Below are 16,920 nucleotides of genomic sequence, written 5' to 3'. Positions count from 1 at the left end.
CATCGGTGAGCAGTCCCCACTCGTCGGAACCGTTCATCGAGACACGCAACGCGTGGGTCGAGTTTCCGATCTTCGACGCCAAGACGCGCTCGCTGAAGAAAGCCTTCCTCGGCAAGGCCGGCGGCGCGATCGGGCGCAACGACTCCAACGTCGTCGTCATCGAGGCGCTGCGCGACATCACGATGTCGTTGAAGATGGGCGACCGGGTCGGTCTGGTCGGCCACAACGGCGCAGGCAAGTCGACGCTGCTGCGCCTGCTCTCGGGCATCTACGAACCCACCCGCGGGGTCGCGACGGTGCAGGGCCGGGTGGCCCCCGTGTTCGATCTAGGTGTCGGCATGGACCCCGAGATCTCCGGCTTCGAGAACATCATCATCCGGGGACTTTTCCTCGGACAGACCCGAAAGCAGATGCTGTCCAAGGTCGACGAGATCGCCGAGTTCACCGAACTGGGCGACTACCTGTCCATGCCGCTGCGGACGTACTCGACCGGTATGCGCGTGCGGTTGGCCATGGGCGTGGTGACGAGCATCGATCCCGAGATCCTGCTGCTCGACGAGGGCATCGGTGCGGTCGACGCCGAATTCCTGAAGAAGGCGCAGACGCGACTGGCGGATCTGGTGGCCCGGTCGGGAATCCTGGTGTTCGCCAGCCATTCCAACGAGTTCCTGGCCCGGCTGTGCAACACGGCGATGTGGATCGACCACGGCACCGTGAAGATGGAGGGCGGCATCGAGGACGTGGTGCGGGCCTACGAGGGCGAGGACGCCGCACGGCACGTGCGGGAGGTCCTCGAGGAGACCGCGCGTGGGTGAGTCCATATGCGCGGTGGTGGTGACCCACCGCCGTCCCGACGAACTCACGAAGTCCCTCGACATCGTGGCGTCGCAGAGTCGACGCCCCGACCACCTCATCGTCGTCGACAACGATGCCGACGATCGTGTACGCGACATCGTTGCCGGACAACCGATTCCGACCACCTACCTGGGTTCTCAGCGCAACCTCGGCGGCGCAGGCGGTTTCGCGCTCGGCATGCTGCACGCGCTGGCGCTCGGCGCGGACTGGGTGTGGCTGGCCGACGACGACGGCCGCCCGGCAGACAGCGAGGTGCTGGGCACCCTGCTGCAGTGCGCCGAACGGCACGATCTTGCCGAGGTGTCGCCCATGGTGTGCAACCTCGAGCAGCCCGAACGCCTGGCCTTCCCGCTGCGCCGCGGACTGCAGTGGCGGCGACTGGTCAGCGAATTGCGCACCGACGGAAGCGGAGACCTGCTGCCGGGCATCGCGTCGCTGTTCAACGGCGCCCTGTTCCGCGCGTCGACGATCGAGGCAGTGGGCGTCCCGGATCTGCGGCTATTCATCCGCGGCGACGAGACCGAGGTGCACCGGCGACTGATCCGCACGGGACTGCCGTTCGGAACCTGCCTGGACGCGGTGTACCTCCACCCCTGCGGCACCGAGGAATTCAAGCCGATCCTGGGCGGACGCATGCACACCCAGTACCCCGACAACGACACCAAACGGTTCTACACCTACCGCAACCGCGGCTACCTGCAGGCACAACCGGGCATGCGCCGACTCGTCGCCCAGGAGTGGCTGCGCTTCGGCTGGTACTTCCTGGTGTCGGCGCGCGATCCGCGGGGATTCGCCGAGTGGATCCGGTTGCGACGGTTGGGACGACGAGAGAGGTTCACACGCCGATGACGTTCACCGATGCCGCGGCGCAGTCTCGGACCTTCGGCCGGGCGTGGGCCGACCTGGTCGGCGGCTTCGGCAAGCGCGAACTGTGGTTTCACCTGGGCTGGCAGGACATCAAGCAGCGCTACCGGCGATCTGTGCTCGGCCCGTTCTGGATCACCATCGCGACGGGAACCACCGCCGTCGCGATGGGGGCGCTGTACTCCAAGTTGTTCAAACTCGAACTGTCCGAACACCTTCCCTATGTCACGCTCGGGTTGATCATCTGGAACCTGATCAACGCCTCGATCCTCGAGGGCGCCGAGGTGTTCATCGCCAACGAGGGTCTGATCAAACAGCTTCCGACGCCACTGTCGGTGCACGTCTATCGGTTGGTGTGGCGGCAGATGATCCTGTTCGCGCACAACATCATCATCTTCGTGATCATCGCGATCATCTATCCCAAGCCGTGGACGTGGACCGATCTCGCCGTCATCCCTGCGCTGGGTCTGATCGCGCTGAATTGTGTCTGGGTGTCATTGTGTTTCGGCATTCTCGCCACTCGGTACCGCGACATCAGCCCGCTGCTGAACAGCCTGGTACAGCTGCTGTTCTTCATGACGCCGATCATCTGGAACGAATCCACTCTGCAGGCCCAGGGGGCCGGGCACTGGGCCAAGATCGTCGAACTCAACCCCCTGCTGCACTACCTCGACATCGTGCGCGCGCCCTTGCTGGGTGCTGATCAGGAACTGCGGCACTGGGTCGTCGTGCTGGTGCTGACCGTGATCGGCTGGGCGTGCGCCGCATTGGCGATGCGTCAGTACCGCGCCCGGGTGCCGTACTGGGTGTGACCCTCAGCTGACCAACGCGGTGCTGTCAGGCTCCGGTCCGAACACGAACCGCCTGCCCGTCATCGTGCGCGGGGTGATCCGCACGTAGCGCAATTTGCGGGTCGCGATCCACGGATACAGGCCTGCGCGTTCGGCTTCGACGAGTTCGGCGGAGGTGTGCAGCAGCTTGGCCGTCCCGCGGACCACGACGCTCCACCCCTCGGCGACATTGTGGTCATCGGCCTCGAACACGACGTGGTCGTTGAGCACGGCGGTCAACAGTTTGGTGCCCTCGGCGGTGCGGAACAGCAGGGTGTTGCGCTGGACCACGTAGTTGACCGGAAAGATCTCGGTCCAGCCGCCGACGGTCGTCACCAATCTGCCCAGGGTCAGACCGGACAGCAGTTCCCAACTCTGCGCCTCGGTCAGTTCGGTCACCGGGGTGGTCGTCGCATCCATGTCCACCATGCTCGTCGGCGGCGCCCTCCGCCCGTAGGGTCCAAGGGCACTTCTTCAGCGTCGGGGCGGGGGCGTCTGCACCGCGGCGTTGATCCGATTCCAGGCGTTGATGGTGACGGCCATCGCGATGACCTGGCCGAGCTCACGCTGGGTGAAGTTCTCAGCGGCGACGGCGTAGACGTCCTCGGGGACGCCGTGATCGCCCAGCACGGTGAGGGATTCGGTGAGTGCCAGAGCGGCCTGTTCGCGCGCGGTGAAGAGGTCGCCGGCCTCGGTCCACGCCGCGAGCACGTCGATCTTCTGGCCGCTCACTCCCAGCTTGCGTGCGTCACGGGTGTGCATGTCGAGGCAGAACGCGCACCGATTCATCTGCGAGGCGCGGATTTTGATCAGTTCTCCCAGCTCGGGTTCGACGTCCTTGGCTGCGGCGGTGGACAGCGCCATCATCGCGTCGTAGAGCTCCGGCGAGCTCTTGTAGATCGGAAATCTCGGGCCTCTCAGCGTCTGTGTCATGTCATCGACGCTATGCCGCAAACACCCGTGTCGGTGGTTCAATCAAGTGATGGTTTCATGGGCCAATTCGGGTGCGCGGGATCTCCACCTCGAGCTGCGGGAGGTACTGACTCCAGGTGCACGCGGAGCGAAGGAGGCGGTGATCGCCGCCTTGCGCGAAGCCGCGCGATCCGGTCGACTGCCGCCGGGCACGATGCTGCCCGCGTCGCGCACGTTGGCCGCCGATCTCGGATTGGCCCGCAACACGGTCGCCGACGCGTACGCCGAACTCGTCGCCGAGGGGTGGTTCGCGTCCCGCCAGGGCGCAGGCACCTGGGTGCTGAACACCGCCCGGCCCGACACTCGCACCCGCCCGCGCGGACCGGCGGTGACACCGGTGCACAACCTCATGCCCGGCTCACCGGATGTGTCCGAGTTCCCGCGCAGCCAGTGGATCACCTGCACTCGACGTGCTATCACCGCCGCGCCGAACGAGGCGCTGCGCATGAGCGATCCGCGCGGTCGGCTCGAGTTACGTTCTGCCCTGGCGGATTATCTGGCCAGGGCACGCGGCGTTCGAACGTCCGCCGACTCGATAGTGATCTGCGCCGGGGTTCGTCAGGGGGTGGAGCTGTTGAGCCGGGTGCTGGGCGGGCCGATGGCGGTCGAGGCCTACGGGCTGCACCTCTTTCGCGACGCGATCACGGCGGCGGGCGGAAGCACGGTGCCGATCGGGGTCGACGCTGCGGGTGCGGTCGTCGACGAGTTGGAGGATCTCGACGTGACCGGAGTCCTTCTGACTCCGGCACACCACAATCCGCTCGGCATGCCGTTGCACCCGTCGAGGCGCAGCTCGGTGGTCGACTGGGCCCGTCGCACAGGTCGTTTCGTCCTCGACGACGACTACGACGGGGAGTTCCGCTTCGACCGCCAACCCGTGGGCGCACTGCAGGCACTCGACCCCGGACGGGTCTGCTATCTCGGTTCGGTCAGCAAGAGCCTCTCGCCCGCCTTGCGGCTGGGGTGGCTGGCCCTCCCGCAGGAACTCGTCGATCCTGTCGTCGAAGCCGCTGGCGGTCAACAGTTCTCCGTGGACGTGATCAATCAGCTGACCTTCGCCGATTTCGTGGCGCACGGCTACTACGACCGCCACATCCGGCGGATGCGCGGACGATATCGCCGACGTAGGGACGCTCTGGTGGAGGCACTGGCGCCGTTCGACGTGGATACGGTCGGGTTGGCGGCCGGACTCAATCTGCTGGTGACGCTGCCCGACGGAACGGAGGCCGAGGTGATGCGCCGGGCCGGTGAGGCCGGAATTGCCCTGATCGGGTTGTCGATCCTGCGCCACCCCGGCGCCGAGATCGACGAGCGCGACGGCATCGTCGTCGGATACGCCGCACCGCCCGAGCACGCCTTCGATGCCGCGGTCTCGGCGTTGTGCAAGGTACTCGAGGCGGCCGGGCTGTAGAAATCCGCAGACGACGAAGGGCGCCCCTTGTGGGGGCGCCCTTCGTGGTTCGCGGGTGATTACTTGACCGTGACGTAGATCGTCTGGTCGATCGTCGAGCGGTTCGAGTCGCCGTTCGAGGTGCCGAACGGCTCGGCGCCGCGCTGGATGGGTCCGCGGGTCACGGAGACGACCGACGCCTCATCGAGCGGTGCGCTGGACTGGCGGGTCACGACGACCCGGTTGCCCTGCGCTTCGAGCGCGCTGATGGTCTGCTCGGCGTTGCCTCCGGTCGGTGCGGCGAACGCGGGGGCGGCCAAGCCCAGGAGTCCGGCAGTCAGGGCGGCGGCGGTAGCGGTGGTGATCGTGAACTTCTTCATTGTCTTGCCCTCTTCTGGTTTTCGATCGTGGTGATCTGATATCTGGAACCCGCCGGTGCCCCAAAACATTTCGGGTGGCAGAAATTCGATCATCGGTGGCAGAAACACATGAATGGGACTTGTCGCCTGTTGCCTCACGTCAAGATGCGCGCGTAGGCCGATTCGTTGCCTCACGTGAGCGTGCGCGCTTGGTGATCGGGGGTGTGGCGCCTGGTGTGATTTTGCTGGTGGCCAGTGTGAACAGCTCGGCGGTGAGGGCATGGAGCTGGCGTTGGGTAGCGGCGGGGTTGATCAAGGAGTAGGTGCGGGTCAGTGCCACGATGCGCTCCACGGTGAGGCCGGGGTGATCGACTGCCCGATGGAATGGGGTCGTGGCTTGGTCGTGCTTTTTGGAGATCTTGGCTCCGTGACGGGTCTTGGAGATCAGTTTCTGTTGGGGGTAGAAGTAGTTGGTTAGTCGGGATTGCAGCGTCCAGATCTCGTTGAGCAGCAACAGTTCTGCAGCAGAGTCGTAGCGGTGGTAGCCAACGGTGGTGCGGACCACTGACCAGTTTTTCTGCTCGACGTGGCAGCCGTCATTCTTGTTGCCCGGGCGTGCCCGTGTGAAGGTGATCTGGCGGCCTTGGCACCATCCCAACAGGTGCTCGTTGATGAACTCGGATCCGTTGTCGCTGTCGACCCCAAGGATGGGAAACGGCATCGTGCGCACGATCTCGTTGAGTGCTGCCAACACGCATTTGGCGGCTCTGTCGGGCACCGAACGGTTCTCGGTCCAGCCGGTCGCGATATCGGTCACCGTCAATGTGAACGCGTGCCCTGCGCCCCGAATGCCGCCGTCATGCCAGACCAGGTCGATCTCGACGAATCCAGGTGTGGCGTCGTCCCACTCAGCCCAGGTTCGCACCGGAATCTGGCTTTTGAGCAGTGATCCTGGTTTGGTCCCGATGCGTCCCCGAGGCTGATACTTGGCCCGTTCTGGTGCCAGGCGCCGATCGATGGTGGCCGCTGACATCGCTACCAGCAGGTCGGCGGTGTCGGCGTCGATGGTGAGTTCCCGGAAGTGCCGCAGCACCGCTACCAGCTCACCCAGCATCGGCGCCAACCGTTTGCCGGCCGGCATCCCCAGCACCTGCCAGCACTGAATCAACGCCTCGATGACCTCGGGCCCGTAGGTCACGGGCCGCGGTCTGGGTGGGCCGACGATCTTCGGTGTCAGTGCCCCCGTCAGCGCCTTGCGGGCATGGTTGCGATGCCAGCCGGTGTTGGCGCACAACTCATCAAGGATCCGCGTCTTCTCACCCTTTCGGGCCAGCAGATAGCGGGCCGCGGCCGCCTCGGTGATTGCTCTGCGCTGCGCCAACGTCAACCCCATCCACTGGACGTACGCGCGCATTCCCAATGAGGCAACGACCCACCCCCTCGCGCGCATTTCTGATGAGTCAACGCGGTCGGCGGGCCGGGGTAAGATCGAACACATGTTCGAAGTATCGGATCTGCACCGGCTGAGCGCCGCTGATCTGATCGACGCTGCCCAGCACTGGGCACGCGAGGAGAACGCGGCCGCGGCGCGGAAGATGGCGGTGATGGCCGAGTTGTTCACCCGGCGCACCGGCGTCGACGCCGAGGACCGCTCTGGATGGTGGCTCGATCCCGACGCCGCGGTCGCCGCAGAGGTCGCGCCGGCCGTGGGTGTCACTCGGGAGTTGGCACTTCATCAGATCCAGCGCGCGGTGGCGCTGCGGGACCGGATGCCCCGGGTGGCGGCTCTGTTCGCCGACGGACTGATCAGCGACCTGATGATCCGCAAGATCGTCTACCGCACAGGGTTGGTCACCGACCCCGACGTGATGGCCGCGGTTGATGCGGCGATCGCGGCACACGTCGGTCGCTGGGGACATCTGTCGGAGAAGAAGCTCGAGCAGGCGATCGACGCAACCGTGCTGGCGCACGATCCGATCGCCGTGCGCCGGGTGGTGGAATCGATGGCGCGGCTGCGGGTCGAGTTCGGATCACCCTCGGATGCGCCAGGTTTCACCAGTGTGTGGGCGCTGCTGCCGGCCGCCGACGCCGCCGCGCTGCGGGACCGCCTCGAGGCGATCGCGCACACAGTCTGCGCTGCGGACCCGCGCACTCTGGAGACCCGCCGGGCGGAGGCGCTCGCCGCTGTCGGCGCCGGACTCGACGCTCTGGCGTGCCAGTGCGATCTCGACGACTGCGACGCCGCCGCGGCACCCAGGCCGGCCCGCAACACGACGATCTATGTCATCGCCGACAGCGAGACCGTGGACCAGCCAGCCTCGCAGGAGCCCACACCCGCCCGCGAGGACAAGCCGGCCCTGATCTTCGGGGCCGGCATCGCGTCGGCGGAGGCGCTGGACCCGATGCTGACACGCGCTCGTCTGCGTCAGACCATCCATCCCGGTGACGCACTGCCCGAACAGAACTACGTGCCGTCGCGCGCACTCTCAGAGTTCGTCCGCTGCCGGGATGTCACCTGCCGCTTCCCCGGCTGCGACGTACCCGCCACCGAGGCCGACATCGACCACACCGTCCCGTATCCCGTGGGACCCACCCACGCGTCGAACCTCAAGGCGCTGTGCCGTTTTCACCATCTTCTGAAAACCTTCTGGGCCGGTCTCGAGGGATGGCAGGACCGGCAGTTGCCCGACGGCACCGTCATCTGGACCAGTCCGACCGGCCACGAGTACACGACGTATCCGGGGAGTCGAGACCTGTTTCCGTCGCTGTGCCGGCCGACCGGCGTCCTGTGGGACGGCGACCCGCCCCGGCCGTCGGCGTGCGAGGCGCGCGGCGCGATGATGCCGCGACGCCGGTACACCCGCGCTCACAACCGTGCGCGTGCGGTCGCCGCGGCTCGCCGCCTGAACGAGCAACACGGAGCGCACGCCCATGCACCACCACCGTTCTGAGCAGGGCGTGGCCGTAAGCTGCCCGGGTGGCCGAGCCCCCGCTGTCACCGCAGCTCCCGTTGACGACGCAGATCTGGCGCTTCGTCCTGACCGGTGGGTTGTCGGCGGTCGTGGACTTCGGTCTGTACGTCGCGCTGCTCGCGGCGGGCCTGCACGTCAACGTCGCCAAGACGCTGAGCTTCATCGCCGGAACGACGACGGCCTACCTGATCAACCGGCGATGGACGTTCCAGGCACCGCCGAGCCGGGCACGCTTCATCGCGGTGGTCGTGCTGTACGCCGTCACCTATGCCGTCCAGGTCGGCATCAACTACGTCTTCTACATGAAGTTCGAGGACCAGCCCTGGCGGGTGCCGGTCGCGTTCGTCATCGCCCAGGGCACCGCGACCGTGATCAACTTCATCGTGCAGCGCGCCGTCATCTTCCGGCTGCGATGACCGCACGCACGGCGCTCGTCACGGACGGTTGGCACGCCGTGGTGCGCCGGTCGGCACCCGCACTGGCCGCCTGGGCCACGCTGATGCTGCTCGAGCTCTACGTGCTGATCGCCTCGGGTGACCAGGACATCGACATCAGCACGTCCCCATCGTTCGCCGACTGGTCGGTGCTCGTAGTGCTGGCGGCGCTGTTGCCTCTGATGGCGCTCGTCGCATTCGCGGTGAGCCGCGTCGCCGATGCACGGGCGCGTGGGGTGATCGCCTGGGGCTCGATAGCCCTCGGCCTGGCGTCGGACACCTACCAGGCCGGTGGGTGGACGGCCTTCGGGACCGAACTCGTCGACGTGGTCGTGATCCTGGCCATCCTCGCCGCGACCGGCTCCGGGTTCGGCGCGATCCTCGGCTGGGCCCTGCGCACGACGTTCACCCACTTGCGCTCGGCGGGCCAACTCTTCGCTCGCGCCCTGCCGGTGGTCCTGCTCACCCTTCTGGTGTTCTTCAACAACACCGTCTGGTACATCTCCGCCAACCTCGAGACGAGCCGGATCTGGCTGTTGGTCACGGGCATGGCGGCGATCGCGCTGGCCTTCACGGTCACCGAGTCGCTCCACGCCTGCCGACCTGTGGTGGCCGAGGCAGAACCGCCGCTGCGGCGCGCGGACCAGGTGAAAGTCGTCGCGGTGGTGTCCCTGGCCCAGAGCATCCAGGCGCTGGTCCTCGCCCTCGTCACCGGCGCCATTTTCTTTGCGATGGGGCTCGTGGTGCTCAACTCCACGGTCCTCGACCACCTCACGGACGGCAATCCCGCGCGCAGCCAGTGGCTGGACATCACGCTGCCGGTCGACCAGGCGCTGGCCCACATCACGATCGTGCTGGCCGCGATGACGTTCATGTACCTCAGCGCCCGCGCGGCCACCGACGCCTAACACCGCACCGACTTCGTCGACCCGCTGCTCGACGACGTCCGCGCCACACTCGCGGTGCACCGACCGGCCGCCGCGAAGCGGTACCCTCTGTGACGATGTTTCGCACCGAGTTTCCGACCACCGCCAAGCGCCTGACCGGCTGGGGCCGCACCGCTCCGACCGTCGCGCAGGTGCTGACGACGCCGGATCCCGAGGTGATCGTCAAGGCCGTCACCCGCGCCGCCGAGGACCCTGACCGGGGAATTCTCGCTCGCGGCCTTGGCCGCTCCTACGGCGACAACGCCCAGAACGGCGGCGGCCTCGTCATCGACATGAATGCGCTCAACCGCATTCACTCGATCAACACCGACGAGGCGATCGTCGACGTCGATGCCGGCGTCAACCTCGACCAGCTCATGCGCGCGGCCCTGCCGCTGGGACTGTGGGTGCCCGTGCTGCCCGGCACCCGGCAGGTCACCATCGGCGGTGCCATCGCCTGCGACATCCACGGCAAGAACCACCACAGTGCCGGCAGCTTCGGCAACCACGTCCGCTCGATGGACCTCCTCACCGCCGACGGCCAGGTCCGCACGATCACCCCCGACGGGCCCGAGCGCGACCTCTTCTGGGCCACCGTCGGCGGCAACGGACTGACCGGCATCATCCTGCGTGCCACCATCGCGATGACGCCCACCGAGACCGCCTATTTCGTCGCCGACGGCGACGTGACCGCGAGCCTCGACGAGACCATCGCGTTCCACAGCGACGGCACCGAGGACAACTACACCTACTCCAGCGCGTGGTTCGACGCGATCAGCGCCCCGCCCAAGCTCGGTCGGGCGGCCATCTCCCGCGGCTCGCTGGCCACCCTCGACCAGCTGCCCACCAAGCTGCAGAAGAACCCGCTGAAATTCGATGCGCCGCAACTACTCACGCTGCCCGACGTGTTCCCGAACGGGCTGGCGAACAAGTACACGTTCATGCCGATCGGCGAACTCTGGTACCGGAAGTCGGGCACCTACCGCGGCAAGGTGCAGAACCTGACGCAGTTCTATCACCCGCTCGACATGTTCGGAGAGTGGAATCGCGCCTACGGCTCACTGGGTTTCGGTCAGTACCAGTTCGTGGTGCCCACCGACGCCGTCGAGGAGTTCAAGGCGATCCTCGTCGACATCCAGCGCTCGGGGTTCTATTCGTTCCTCAACGTGTTCAAACTGTTCGGCCCGGGAAACGAAGCGCCATTGAGCTTCCCGATCCCCGGCTGGAACGTGTGCGTGGACTTCCCGATCAAACCGGGCCTCAACGAGTTCCTCAACGGACTCGACAAGCGGGTCCTGCAATTCGGCGGGCGGCTCTACACCGCCAAGGATTCCCGCACCACCGCCGAGACCTTCCACGCCATGTACCCCCCGCATCGACGAATGGATCGCGGTGCGCCGCAAGGTCGATCCCGCCGGGGTATTCGCCTCCGACATGGCTCGACGACTGGAGCTCCTCTAAATGGTGTTTGATGCCACCGGCAATCCCCAGACCATCCTGCTGTTCGGAGGTACCTCCGAGATCGGCCTGGCGATCTGCGCCCGCTACCTGCGCAACGCCTCAGCCCGGGTGATCCTGGCGTGCATGCCCGGCGATCCGCTGCGCGACGCCGCCGCGGCGCAGATGCGTGACGCCGGCGCCAAGGATGTCGAGGTCATCGACTTCGACGCGCTGGACACCGACAGTCACCCCGGCGTCATCGAGAAAGCTTGGGCCAAAGGCGACGTCGATGTCGCGATCGTCGCGTTCGGCCTCCTGGGCGATGCCGAGGAGCTGTGGCAGAACCAGCGCAAGGCCGTCCAGATCGCCGACATCAACTACACGGCCGCCGTGTCGGTAGGCGTACTCGTCGGTGAGAAGATGCGCGAGCAGGGCTCCGGCCAGATCATCGCGATGAGCTCTGCGGCGGGCGAACGCGTGCGGCGCTCGAACTTCGTCTACGGCTCCACCAAGGCCGGTCTCGACGGCTTCTACCTGGGCCTGGGAGAAGCGTTGCGCGAGCACGGTGTTCGCGTGCTCGTCATCCGCCCCGGCCAGGTGCGCACCCGGATGAGCGCGCACGTCAAGGAAGCGCCGCTGACCGTCGACAAGGAGTACGTCGCCGAGCTCGCCGTCACCGCGTCGGCCAAGGGCAAAGATCTGGTGTGGGCGCCCGGCGCGTTCCGTTACGTGATGATGGTGCTGCGCCACATCCCGCGCCCGATCTTCCGCAAGCTGCCCATCTGATGCCAGGCGTGCTGGCCGCGCCGGTTCGAGTGGCCGGCCAGATGGCCGTCGCGGCCGCGATCGCCGCTCTGGTCGCCGTCGTGAGCCTGACCGCGATCGCCCGGGTCGAATGGCCCGCCTACAACTCCTCCAACCAGCTGCACGCGCTGACGACGGTCGGCCAAGTCGTCTGTCTGGCAGGGCTTCTCGCGGCCGGGCTGCTGTGGCGGCGCGGCCGCGCCATCTTGGCCTGGGCCAGCGCGACCCTGTTCCTCGCCGCCTTCTCCGTCGTCACCCTGGCCATGCCGCTGGGCGCCACGAAGCTGTATCTCTTCGGCATTTCCGTCGACCAGCAGTTCCGCACCGAATACCTGACCCGGCTCACGGATTCGGCGAGCCTGCACGACATGACCTACATCGGTCTGCCGCCGTTCTACCCGCCGGGCTGGTTCTGGCTCGGCGGTCGGCTCGCCGCGCTGACGGGTACGCCGGCCTGGGAGATGTTCAAGCCGTGGTCGGTCGTCTCCATCACGGTCGCGATCGCGATCGCGTTCGTGCTGTGGGCGGTGATGGTGCGCTTCGAGTTCGCGCTCGTGGTCAGCACCGCGACCGCCGCAGCTGCGCTCGCCTACACCCCGGCCGAGCCCTACGCGGCGATCATCACCGTGCTGCTGCCGCCGATCTTCGTGCTGGCGTGGTCGGGGCTGCGGGGCAGAAGGAGAAACGGGGGCTGGGCCGCCGTCGTCGCGGTCGGGATCTTTCTCGGCGTCGCCGCGCTGTTCTACACGCTGCTGCTGGGTTATGCCGCGTTCACGCTGACGATCATGGCCGTCCTGCTCGCCGTGACCCGCAGGCACTGGGACCCGCTGGCCCGTCTCGCCGTCATCGCGGTGATCTCCGGGTTGATCGCACTGATCGGGTGGGGGCCCTATCTGATCGCCGCCGCCAAGGGCACCCCCGCCGACCGCGGCACCGCGCAGCACTACCTACCCGTCGACGGCGCTCAACTGTCCTTCCCGATGTTGCAGTTCACGCTGCTGGGCGCGCTGTGCCTGCTCGGCACGCTGTGGCTGGTCGTGCGGGCCCGCAGTTCGACCAGAGCGGGTGCGCTCGCCGTCGCGGTGCTCGCGGTGTACGCCTGGTCGCTGCTGTCGATGCTGACCACCCTGGTGGGCACCACGCTGCTGTCGTTCCGGCTGCAGCCGACGCTGACCGTGATGCTGACCGCCGCCGGAGCCTTCGGCTTCATCGAGACAGCCCAGGCACTGGCCGCGCGGGTCAGCACCGCGAACGCCCACCGCGTCGTCGCCGTCGCGACCGCGATCGGCGCCCTGGGCGCCGTCACGTTCAGCCAGGACATCCCCGACGTGCTGCGCTCCGACATCGTCGTCGCCTACACCGACACCGACGGCTCCGGCCAGCGCGCCGACCGCAGGCCCCCGGGCGCCGAGCAGTACTACCGGGAGGTCGACGCGAAGATCCAGGAGGTGACCGGCCGGCCCCGCAACGAGACCGTCGTGATGACCGCCGACTACAGCTTCCTGTCCTACTACCCGTACTACGGCTTCCAGGGCCTCACGTCGCACTACGCCAACCCGCTCGCCCAGTTCACCGAGCGCGCCGGCGCCATCGAGGGCTGGTCCATGCTGACCAGCGCCGACCAGTTCATCGCGGCCCTCGACGCCCTCCCGTGGCCGCCGCCGACCGTGTTCCTGATGCGCCGCGGGGCCAACGACACATACACCCTGCGGCTGGCCGCCGACGTCTACCCCAACCAGCCCAACGTGCGGCGCTACCACGTCGCCATCGACGAGGCGCTGTTCGACGATCCGCGCTTCGACGTGTCCACGATCGGGCCGTTCGTGCTGGCCATCCGCAAGCCCTCTACGATCTAGCTCCGTGGCGGAGCAGCGGGTGAGGAGCGGTAACCACCGCACCGCGCGCCTGATCGCGATCGTGGCGGGCCTGCTGGGCACCGTGCTGGCGATCGCCACTCCGCTGTTGCCGGTCACGCAGACCACCGCGCAGCTGAACTGGCCGCAGAACGGGGTGCTCACCAGCGTCGACGCCCCACTCATCGGGTACGTCGCCACCGACCTGGAGATCACGATCCCCTGCCAGGCGGCCGCAGGTCTGGACCGGCCCGGCCGCTCGGTGCTGCTGTCCACCGTCCCCAAACAGGCGCCCAAGGCCATCGACCGCGGGCTGCTCATCGAGCGGGTCAACAACGACCTGCTGATGATCGTGCGCAACACCCCGGTGGTCAGCGCGCCGCTGGACCAGGTGCTCAGCCCCGCCTGCCAAGAGCTGACGTTCACCGCCCACGCCGACAAGGTCACCGGTGAGTTCGTCGGACTCACCCAGCCGCCGGATTCGTCGGACGCCGGCGAACCGCTGCGCGGCGAGCGCAGCGGCTACGACTTCCGCCCGCAGATCGTCGGCGTCTTCACCGACCTGTCCGGCCCCGCCCCGCCCGGCATGCAGCTCTCGGCCACCATCGACTCCCGCTACAGCACATCGCCCACGCTGCTGAAGCTCGTCGCGATGATCCTCGGCGTCGCGATGACGATCGTCTCGCTGGGCGCCCTGCACGTGCTCGACAGCGCCGACGGCCGCCGACACAAGCGGTTCCTGCCGCCGCGCTGGTGGTCGCTGTCCCCGCTCGACGGGCTGGTCACCGTGGTGATGGTGTGGTGGCACTTCGTCGGCGCGAACACCGCCGACGACGGCTACATCCTGACCATGGCGCGGGTGTCGGAGAACGCCGGCTACATGGCCAACTACTACCGCTGGTTCGGCACCCCGGAGGCGCCGTTCGGCTGGTACTACGACCTGCTCGCCCTGTGGGCGCACGTCAGCACCACGAGCGTGTGGATGCGTCTGCCGACGCTGTTGATGGGGCTGGCCTGCTGGTGGGTGATCAGCCGCGAGGTGATCCCCCGCCTCGGCGATGCGGTCAAACACAGCCGGGCCGCAGCGTGGACGGCGGCCGGGTTGTTCCTGGCGTTCTGGCTGCCGCTGAACAACGGCCTACGGCCGGAGCCGATCATCGCGCTGGGCATCCTGCTGACCTGGTGTTCGGTCGAGCGCGGGGTGGCCACCAGCAGGCTCCTGCCCGTCGCGATCGCCGTGATCATCGGCGCGCTCACGCTGTTCTCCGGCCCCACCGGCATCGCCGCGATCGGCGCCCTGCTGGTCGCCATCGGGCCGCTGAAAACGATTGTGGCCGCCCATGTCTCGCGCTTCGGCTACTGGGCGCTGCTGGCCCCGATCGCCGCCGCGGGCACCGTGACGATCTTCCTGATCTTCCGCGACCAGACCCTGGCCGCCGAACTGCAGGCCAGCAGCTTCAAGTCCGCCGTCGGGCCCAGCCTGGCCTGGTTCGACGAGCACATCCGCTACTCGCGCCTGTTCACCACCAGTCCCGACGGCTCGGTGGCACGCCGGTTCGCCGTGCTCACCCTGCTCCTGGCGCTCGCCGTCACGGTCGCCATGGCGCTGCGCAAGGGCCGCATTCCTGGCACCGCACTGGGGCCGAGCCGCCGCATCGTCGGCATCACGATCATCGCTTTCCTCGCGATGATGTTCACCCCGACCAAATGGACGCATCACTTCGGTGTGTTCGCCGGGTTGGCGGGCTCGCTGGGCGCACTGGCGGCCGTGGCCATCTCGACGGTGGCGATGCGGTCCCGCCGCAACCGCACCCTGTTCGCCGCAGCCGTGCTGTTCGTCACCGCACTCTCGTTCGCCACTGTCAACGGCTGGTGGTACGTCTCCAATTTCGGTGTGCCGTGGTCTAATTCGTTCCCCGAATGGCATTTCGGATTCACCACCATGCTGCTCGGACTCTCCGTCCTCGCCCTGCTCGTGGCTGCCTGGCTGCACTTTTCCGGCCGCGACGCCACCCCGGACGGCCCGCCGCGACGCTGGCGGTCCGTGGCGAGAGCCCCGCTGGCGATCGCCACCTGGGCGCTGGTGATCTTCGAGGTCGGCTCCCTGACGCTGGCGATGACCGGCCAGTATCCGGCCTGGACGGTCGGCCGCTCCAACCTCGAGGCACTGACCGGAAAGACCTGCGGCATGGCCGAAGACGTCATGGTCGAGCAGGACCCCAACGCCGGCATCCTCACCCCGATCGACACCCCCGTCAGCATCTCGCTCGGCGCAGGCCGGTCAGAGGGGTTCAGCCCCAACGGAATTCCGGCCGACGTCTCCGCGGACCCGGTGATGGAGCAGCCGGGTTCGGACAACTTCGCCGACTCCGACAGCGGCGTGGTCACCGGCAGCGAAGCGGGCACCGAGGGCGGCACGACCGCGGCGGCGGGCATCAACGGCTCGCGGGCCAGCCTGCCCTACAACCTGAACCCGGCCCGCACCCCGGTGCTGGGCAGCTGGCGCAGCGGCACCCAGGCGCCCGCGTTCCTGCGCTCCGCCTGGTACCGGCTGCCCGCGGGCTGGAACGAGGGCGACCGCTCCGACTCGCTGCTCGTGGTGTCTGCGGCCGGCCGGTTCGATCCCGACGACCTGGTCGTCCAGTGGGCCCGCGACGACGACGAGCCGGGCGGCTCGGTCGCCTTCGGCGACGTCGGCGCCGCACCCGCATGGCGCAACCTGCGCGCACCACTGTCGGCCATCCCGTCGGACGCCACCCGCATCCGGCTGGTCGCCACCGACGACGACCTGAGCCCCACGCACTGGATCGCCGTCACCCCGCCCCGCATCCCGGCGCTGCGCACCCTGCAGGACGTCGTCGGGTCCAGCGATCCCGTGCTGCTGGACTGGCTGGTCGGCCTCGCATTCCCGTGCCAGCGCCCCTTCGGGCACCGCGTGGGCGTCGTCGAGGTGCCGAAGTGGCGCATCCTGCCGGACCGCTTCGGCGCCGAAGCCAACTCACCGGTGATGGATTACCTGGGCGGTGGCCCGCTCGGCATCACCGAACTGCTGCTGCGCGCCACCACCGTGCCGACGTATCTGAAGTACGACTGGTTCCGCGACTGGGGTGCGCTGCAGCAGCTCACGCCCTACTACCCGGGCGCCGATGTGGCCCGCCTGGATCTCGGTTCGGCAACGCGTAGCGGACTGTGGAGCCCGGCGCCGCTGCGTCTGTCCTAGA

Annotated in this window: 14 protein-coding genes and 1 pseudogene; 11 read left to right on the top strand and 4 right to left on the bottom strand. The window is 67.7% G+C overall.

Annotation, left to right across the window (positions count from 1 at the left end):
* Window positions 1–5 precede the first annotated feature (5 nt).
* From wzt to wzm, 3 genes are read left to right on the top strand one after another with little or no spacing between them, the layout of a single operon-like run.
* Complete coding sequence (wzt, locus tag PGN37_RS20245) at window positions 6–815, top strand: galactan export ABC transporter ATP-binding subunit Wzt/RfbE (protein WP_335332787.1); 810 nt, start codon at window positions 6–8, stop codon at window positions 813–815.
* The gene (gene glfT1 / locus PGN37_RS20240) at window positions 808–1,704 is read left to right on the top strand and encodes a galactofuranosyltransferase GlfT1 (protein ID WP_335332786.1); all 897 of its coding nucleotides are present in this window, start codon (window positions 808–810) and stop codon (window positions 1,702–1,704) included. Before wzt ends, glfT1 begins: the two co-directional genes overlap by 8 nt.
* Window positions 1,701–2,531, top strand: coding sequence for a galactan export ABC transporter permease subunit Wzm/RfbD (gene wzm / locus PGN37_RS20235; RefSeq protein ID WP_335332785.1), 831 nt, complete (start codon window positions 1,701–1,703; stop codon window positions 2,529–2,531). The genes glfT1 and wzm overlap by 4 nt, the downstream gene beginning before the upstream one ends.
* A gap of 3 nt (window positions 2,532–2,534) precedes the next feature.
* On the opposite strand, the gene PGN37_RS20230 is transcribed toward wzm, so the two are convergent.
* Both PGN37_RS20230 and PGN37_RS20225 read right to left on the bottom strand, forming a co-directional pair.
* Entirely contained in the window at window positions 2,535–2,969 is a 435-nt protein-coding gene (locus PGN37_RS20230; protein ID WP_335332784.1) for a pyridoxamine 5'-phosphate oxidase family protein, read from the bottom strand.
* 54 nt (window positions 2,970–3,023) lie between these two features.
* Complete coding sequence (locus PGN37_RS20225) at window positions 3,024–3,482, bottom strand: carboxymuconolactone decarboxylase family protein (RefSeq protein WP_335332783.1); 459 nt, start codon at window positions 3,480–3,482, stop codon at window positions 3,024–3,026.
* Between the two features lie 49 nt (window positions 3,483–3,531).
* On the opposite strand from PGN37_RS20225, the gene pdxR reads away from it, so the two are divergent.
* Entirely contained in the window at window positions 3,532–4,932 is a 1,401-nt protein-coding gene (pdxR, locus tag PGN37_RS20220) for a MocR-like pyridoxine biosynthesis transcription factor PdxR (protein WP_335332782.1), read from the top strand.
* 59 nt (window positions 4,933–4,991) lie between these two features.
* On the opposite strand, the gene PGN37_RS20215 is transcribed toward pdxR, so the two are convergent.
* A complete protein-coding gene (locus tag PGN37_RS20215) occupies window positions 4,992–5,291 on the bottom strand; it encodes a hypothetical protein (protein ID WP_335332781.1) in 300 nt (99 codons plus the stop codon).
* Window positions 5,292–5,430: 139 nt separating this feature from the next.
* Window positions 5,431–6,684, bottom strand: a complete 1,254-nt coding sequence (locus tag PGN37_RS20210; protein WP_335332780.1) for a DDE-type integrase/transposase/recombinase — start codon at window positions 6,682–6,684, stop codon at window positions 5,431–5,433.
* An 82-nt stretch (window positions 6,685–6,766) separates the two neighbouring features.
* Between PGN37_RS20210 and PGN37_RS20205 the strand changes: the two genes are divergently transcribed.
* The 7 genes and pseudogenes from PGN37_RS20205 (at window position 6,767) to PGN37_RS20175 (ending at window position 16,919) form a co-directional block, all read left to right on the top strand.
* Complete coding sequence (locus PGN37_RS20205; protein WP_335332779.1) at window positions 6,767–8,221, top strand: HNH endonuclease signature motif containing protein; 1,455 nt, start codon at window positions 6,767–6,769, stop codon at window positions 8,219–8,221.
* Window positions 8,222–8,262: 41 nt separating this feature from the next.
* The gene (locus PGN37_RS20200) at window positions 8,263–8,658 is read left to right on the top strand and encodes a GtrA family protein (protein WP_335332844.1); all 396 of its coding nucleotides are present in this window, start codon (window positions 8,263–8,265) and stop codon (window positions 8,656–8,658) included.
* On the top strand, window positions 8,655–9,584 hold the full coding sequence (locus PGN37_RS20195) for a hypothetical protein (RefSeq protein ID WP_335332778.1): 930 nt from the start codon (window positions 8,655–8,657) through the stop codon (window positions 9,582–9,584). The genes PGN37_RS20200 and PGN37_RS20195 overlap by 4 nt, the downstream gene beginning before the upstream one ends.
* A 95-nt stretch (window positions 9,585–9,679) precedes the next feature.
* Window positions 9,680–11,063, top strand: a pseudogene (locus tag PGN37_RS20190) (FAD-binding protein).
* Window positions 11,064–11,828: a decaprenylphospho-beta-D-erythro-pentofuranosid-2-ulose 2-reductase gene (locus tag PGN37_RS20185; protein ID WP_335332777.1), complete on the top strand. Its 765-nt coding sequence runs from the start codon at window positions 11,064–11,066 to the stop codon at window positions 11,826–11,828. It begins immediately after the preceding pseudogene.
* Window positions 11,828–13,702, top strand: coding sequence for a galactan 5-O-arabinofuranosyltransferase (locus PGN37_RS20180; protein WP_335332776.1), 1,875 nt, complete (start codon window positions 11,828–11,830; stop codon window positions 13,700–13,702). Before PGN37_RS20185 ends, PGN37_RS20180 begins: the two co-directional genes overlap by 1 nt.
* The gene (locus PGN37_RS20175) at window positions 13,635–16,919 is read left to right on the top strand and encodes an arabinosyltransferase domain-containing protein (RefSeq protein ID WP_442932972.1); all 3,285 of its coding nucleotides are present in this window, start codon (window positions 13,635–13,637) and stop codon (window positions 16,917–16,919) included. Before PGN37_RS20180 ends, PGN37_RS20175 begins: the two co-directional genes overlap by 68 nt.
* Window position 16,920: the final 1 nt, after the last annotated feature.

The sequence above is a fragment of the Mycobacterium kyogaense genome (assembly GCF_036946525.1).
GTDB lineage: Bacteria > Actinomycetota > Actinomycetes > Mycobacteriales > Mycobacteriaceae > Mycobacterium > Mycobacterium kyogaense_A.
The sequence above is the reverse complement of the archived record's forward strand: the minus strand, read 5'-3'. Positions and strand labels throughout refer to the sequence as shown.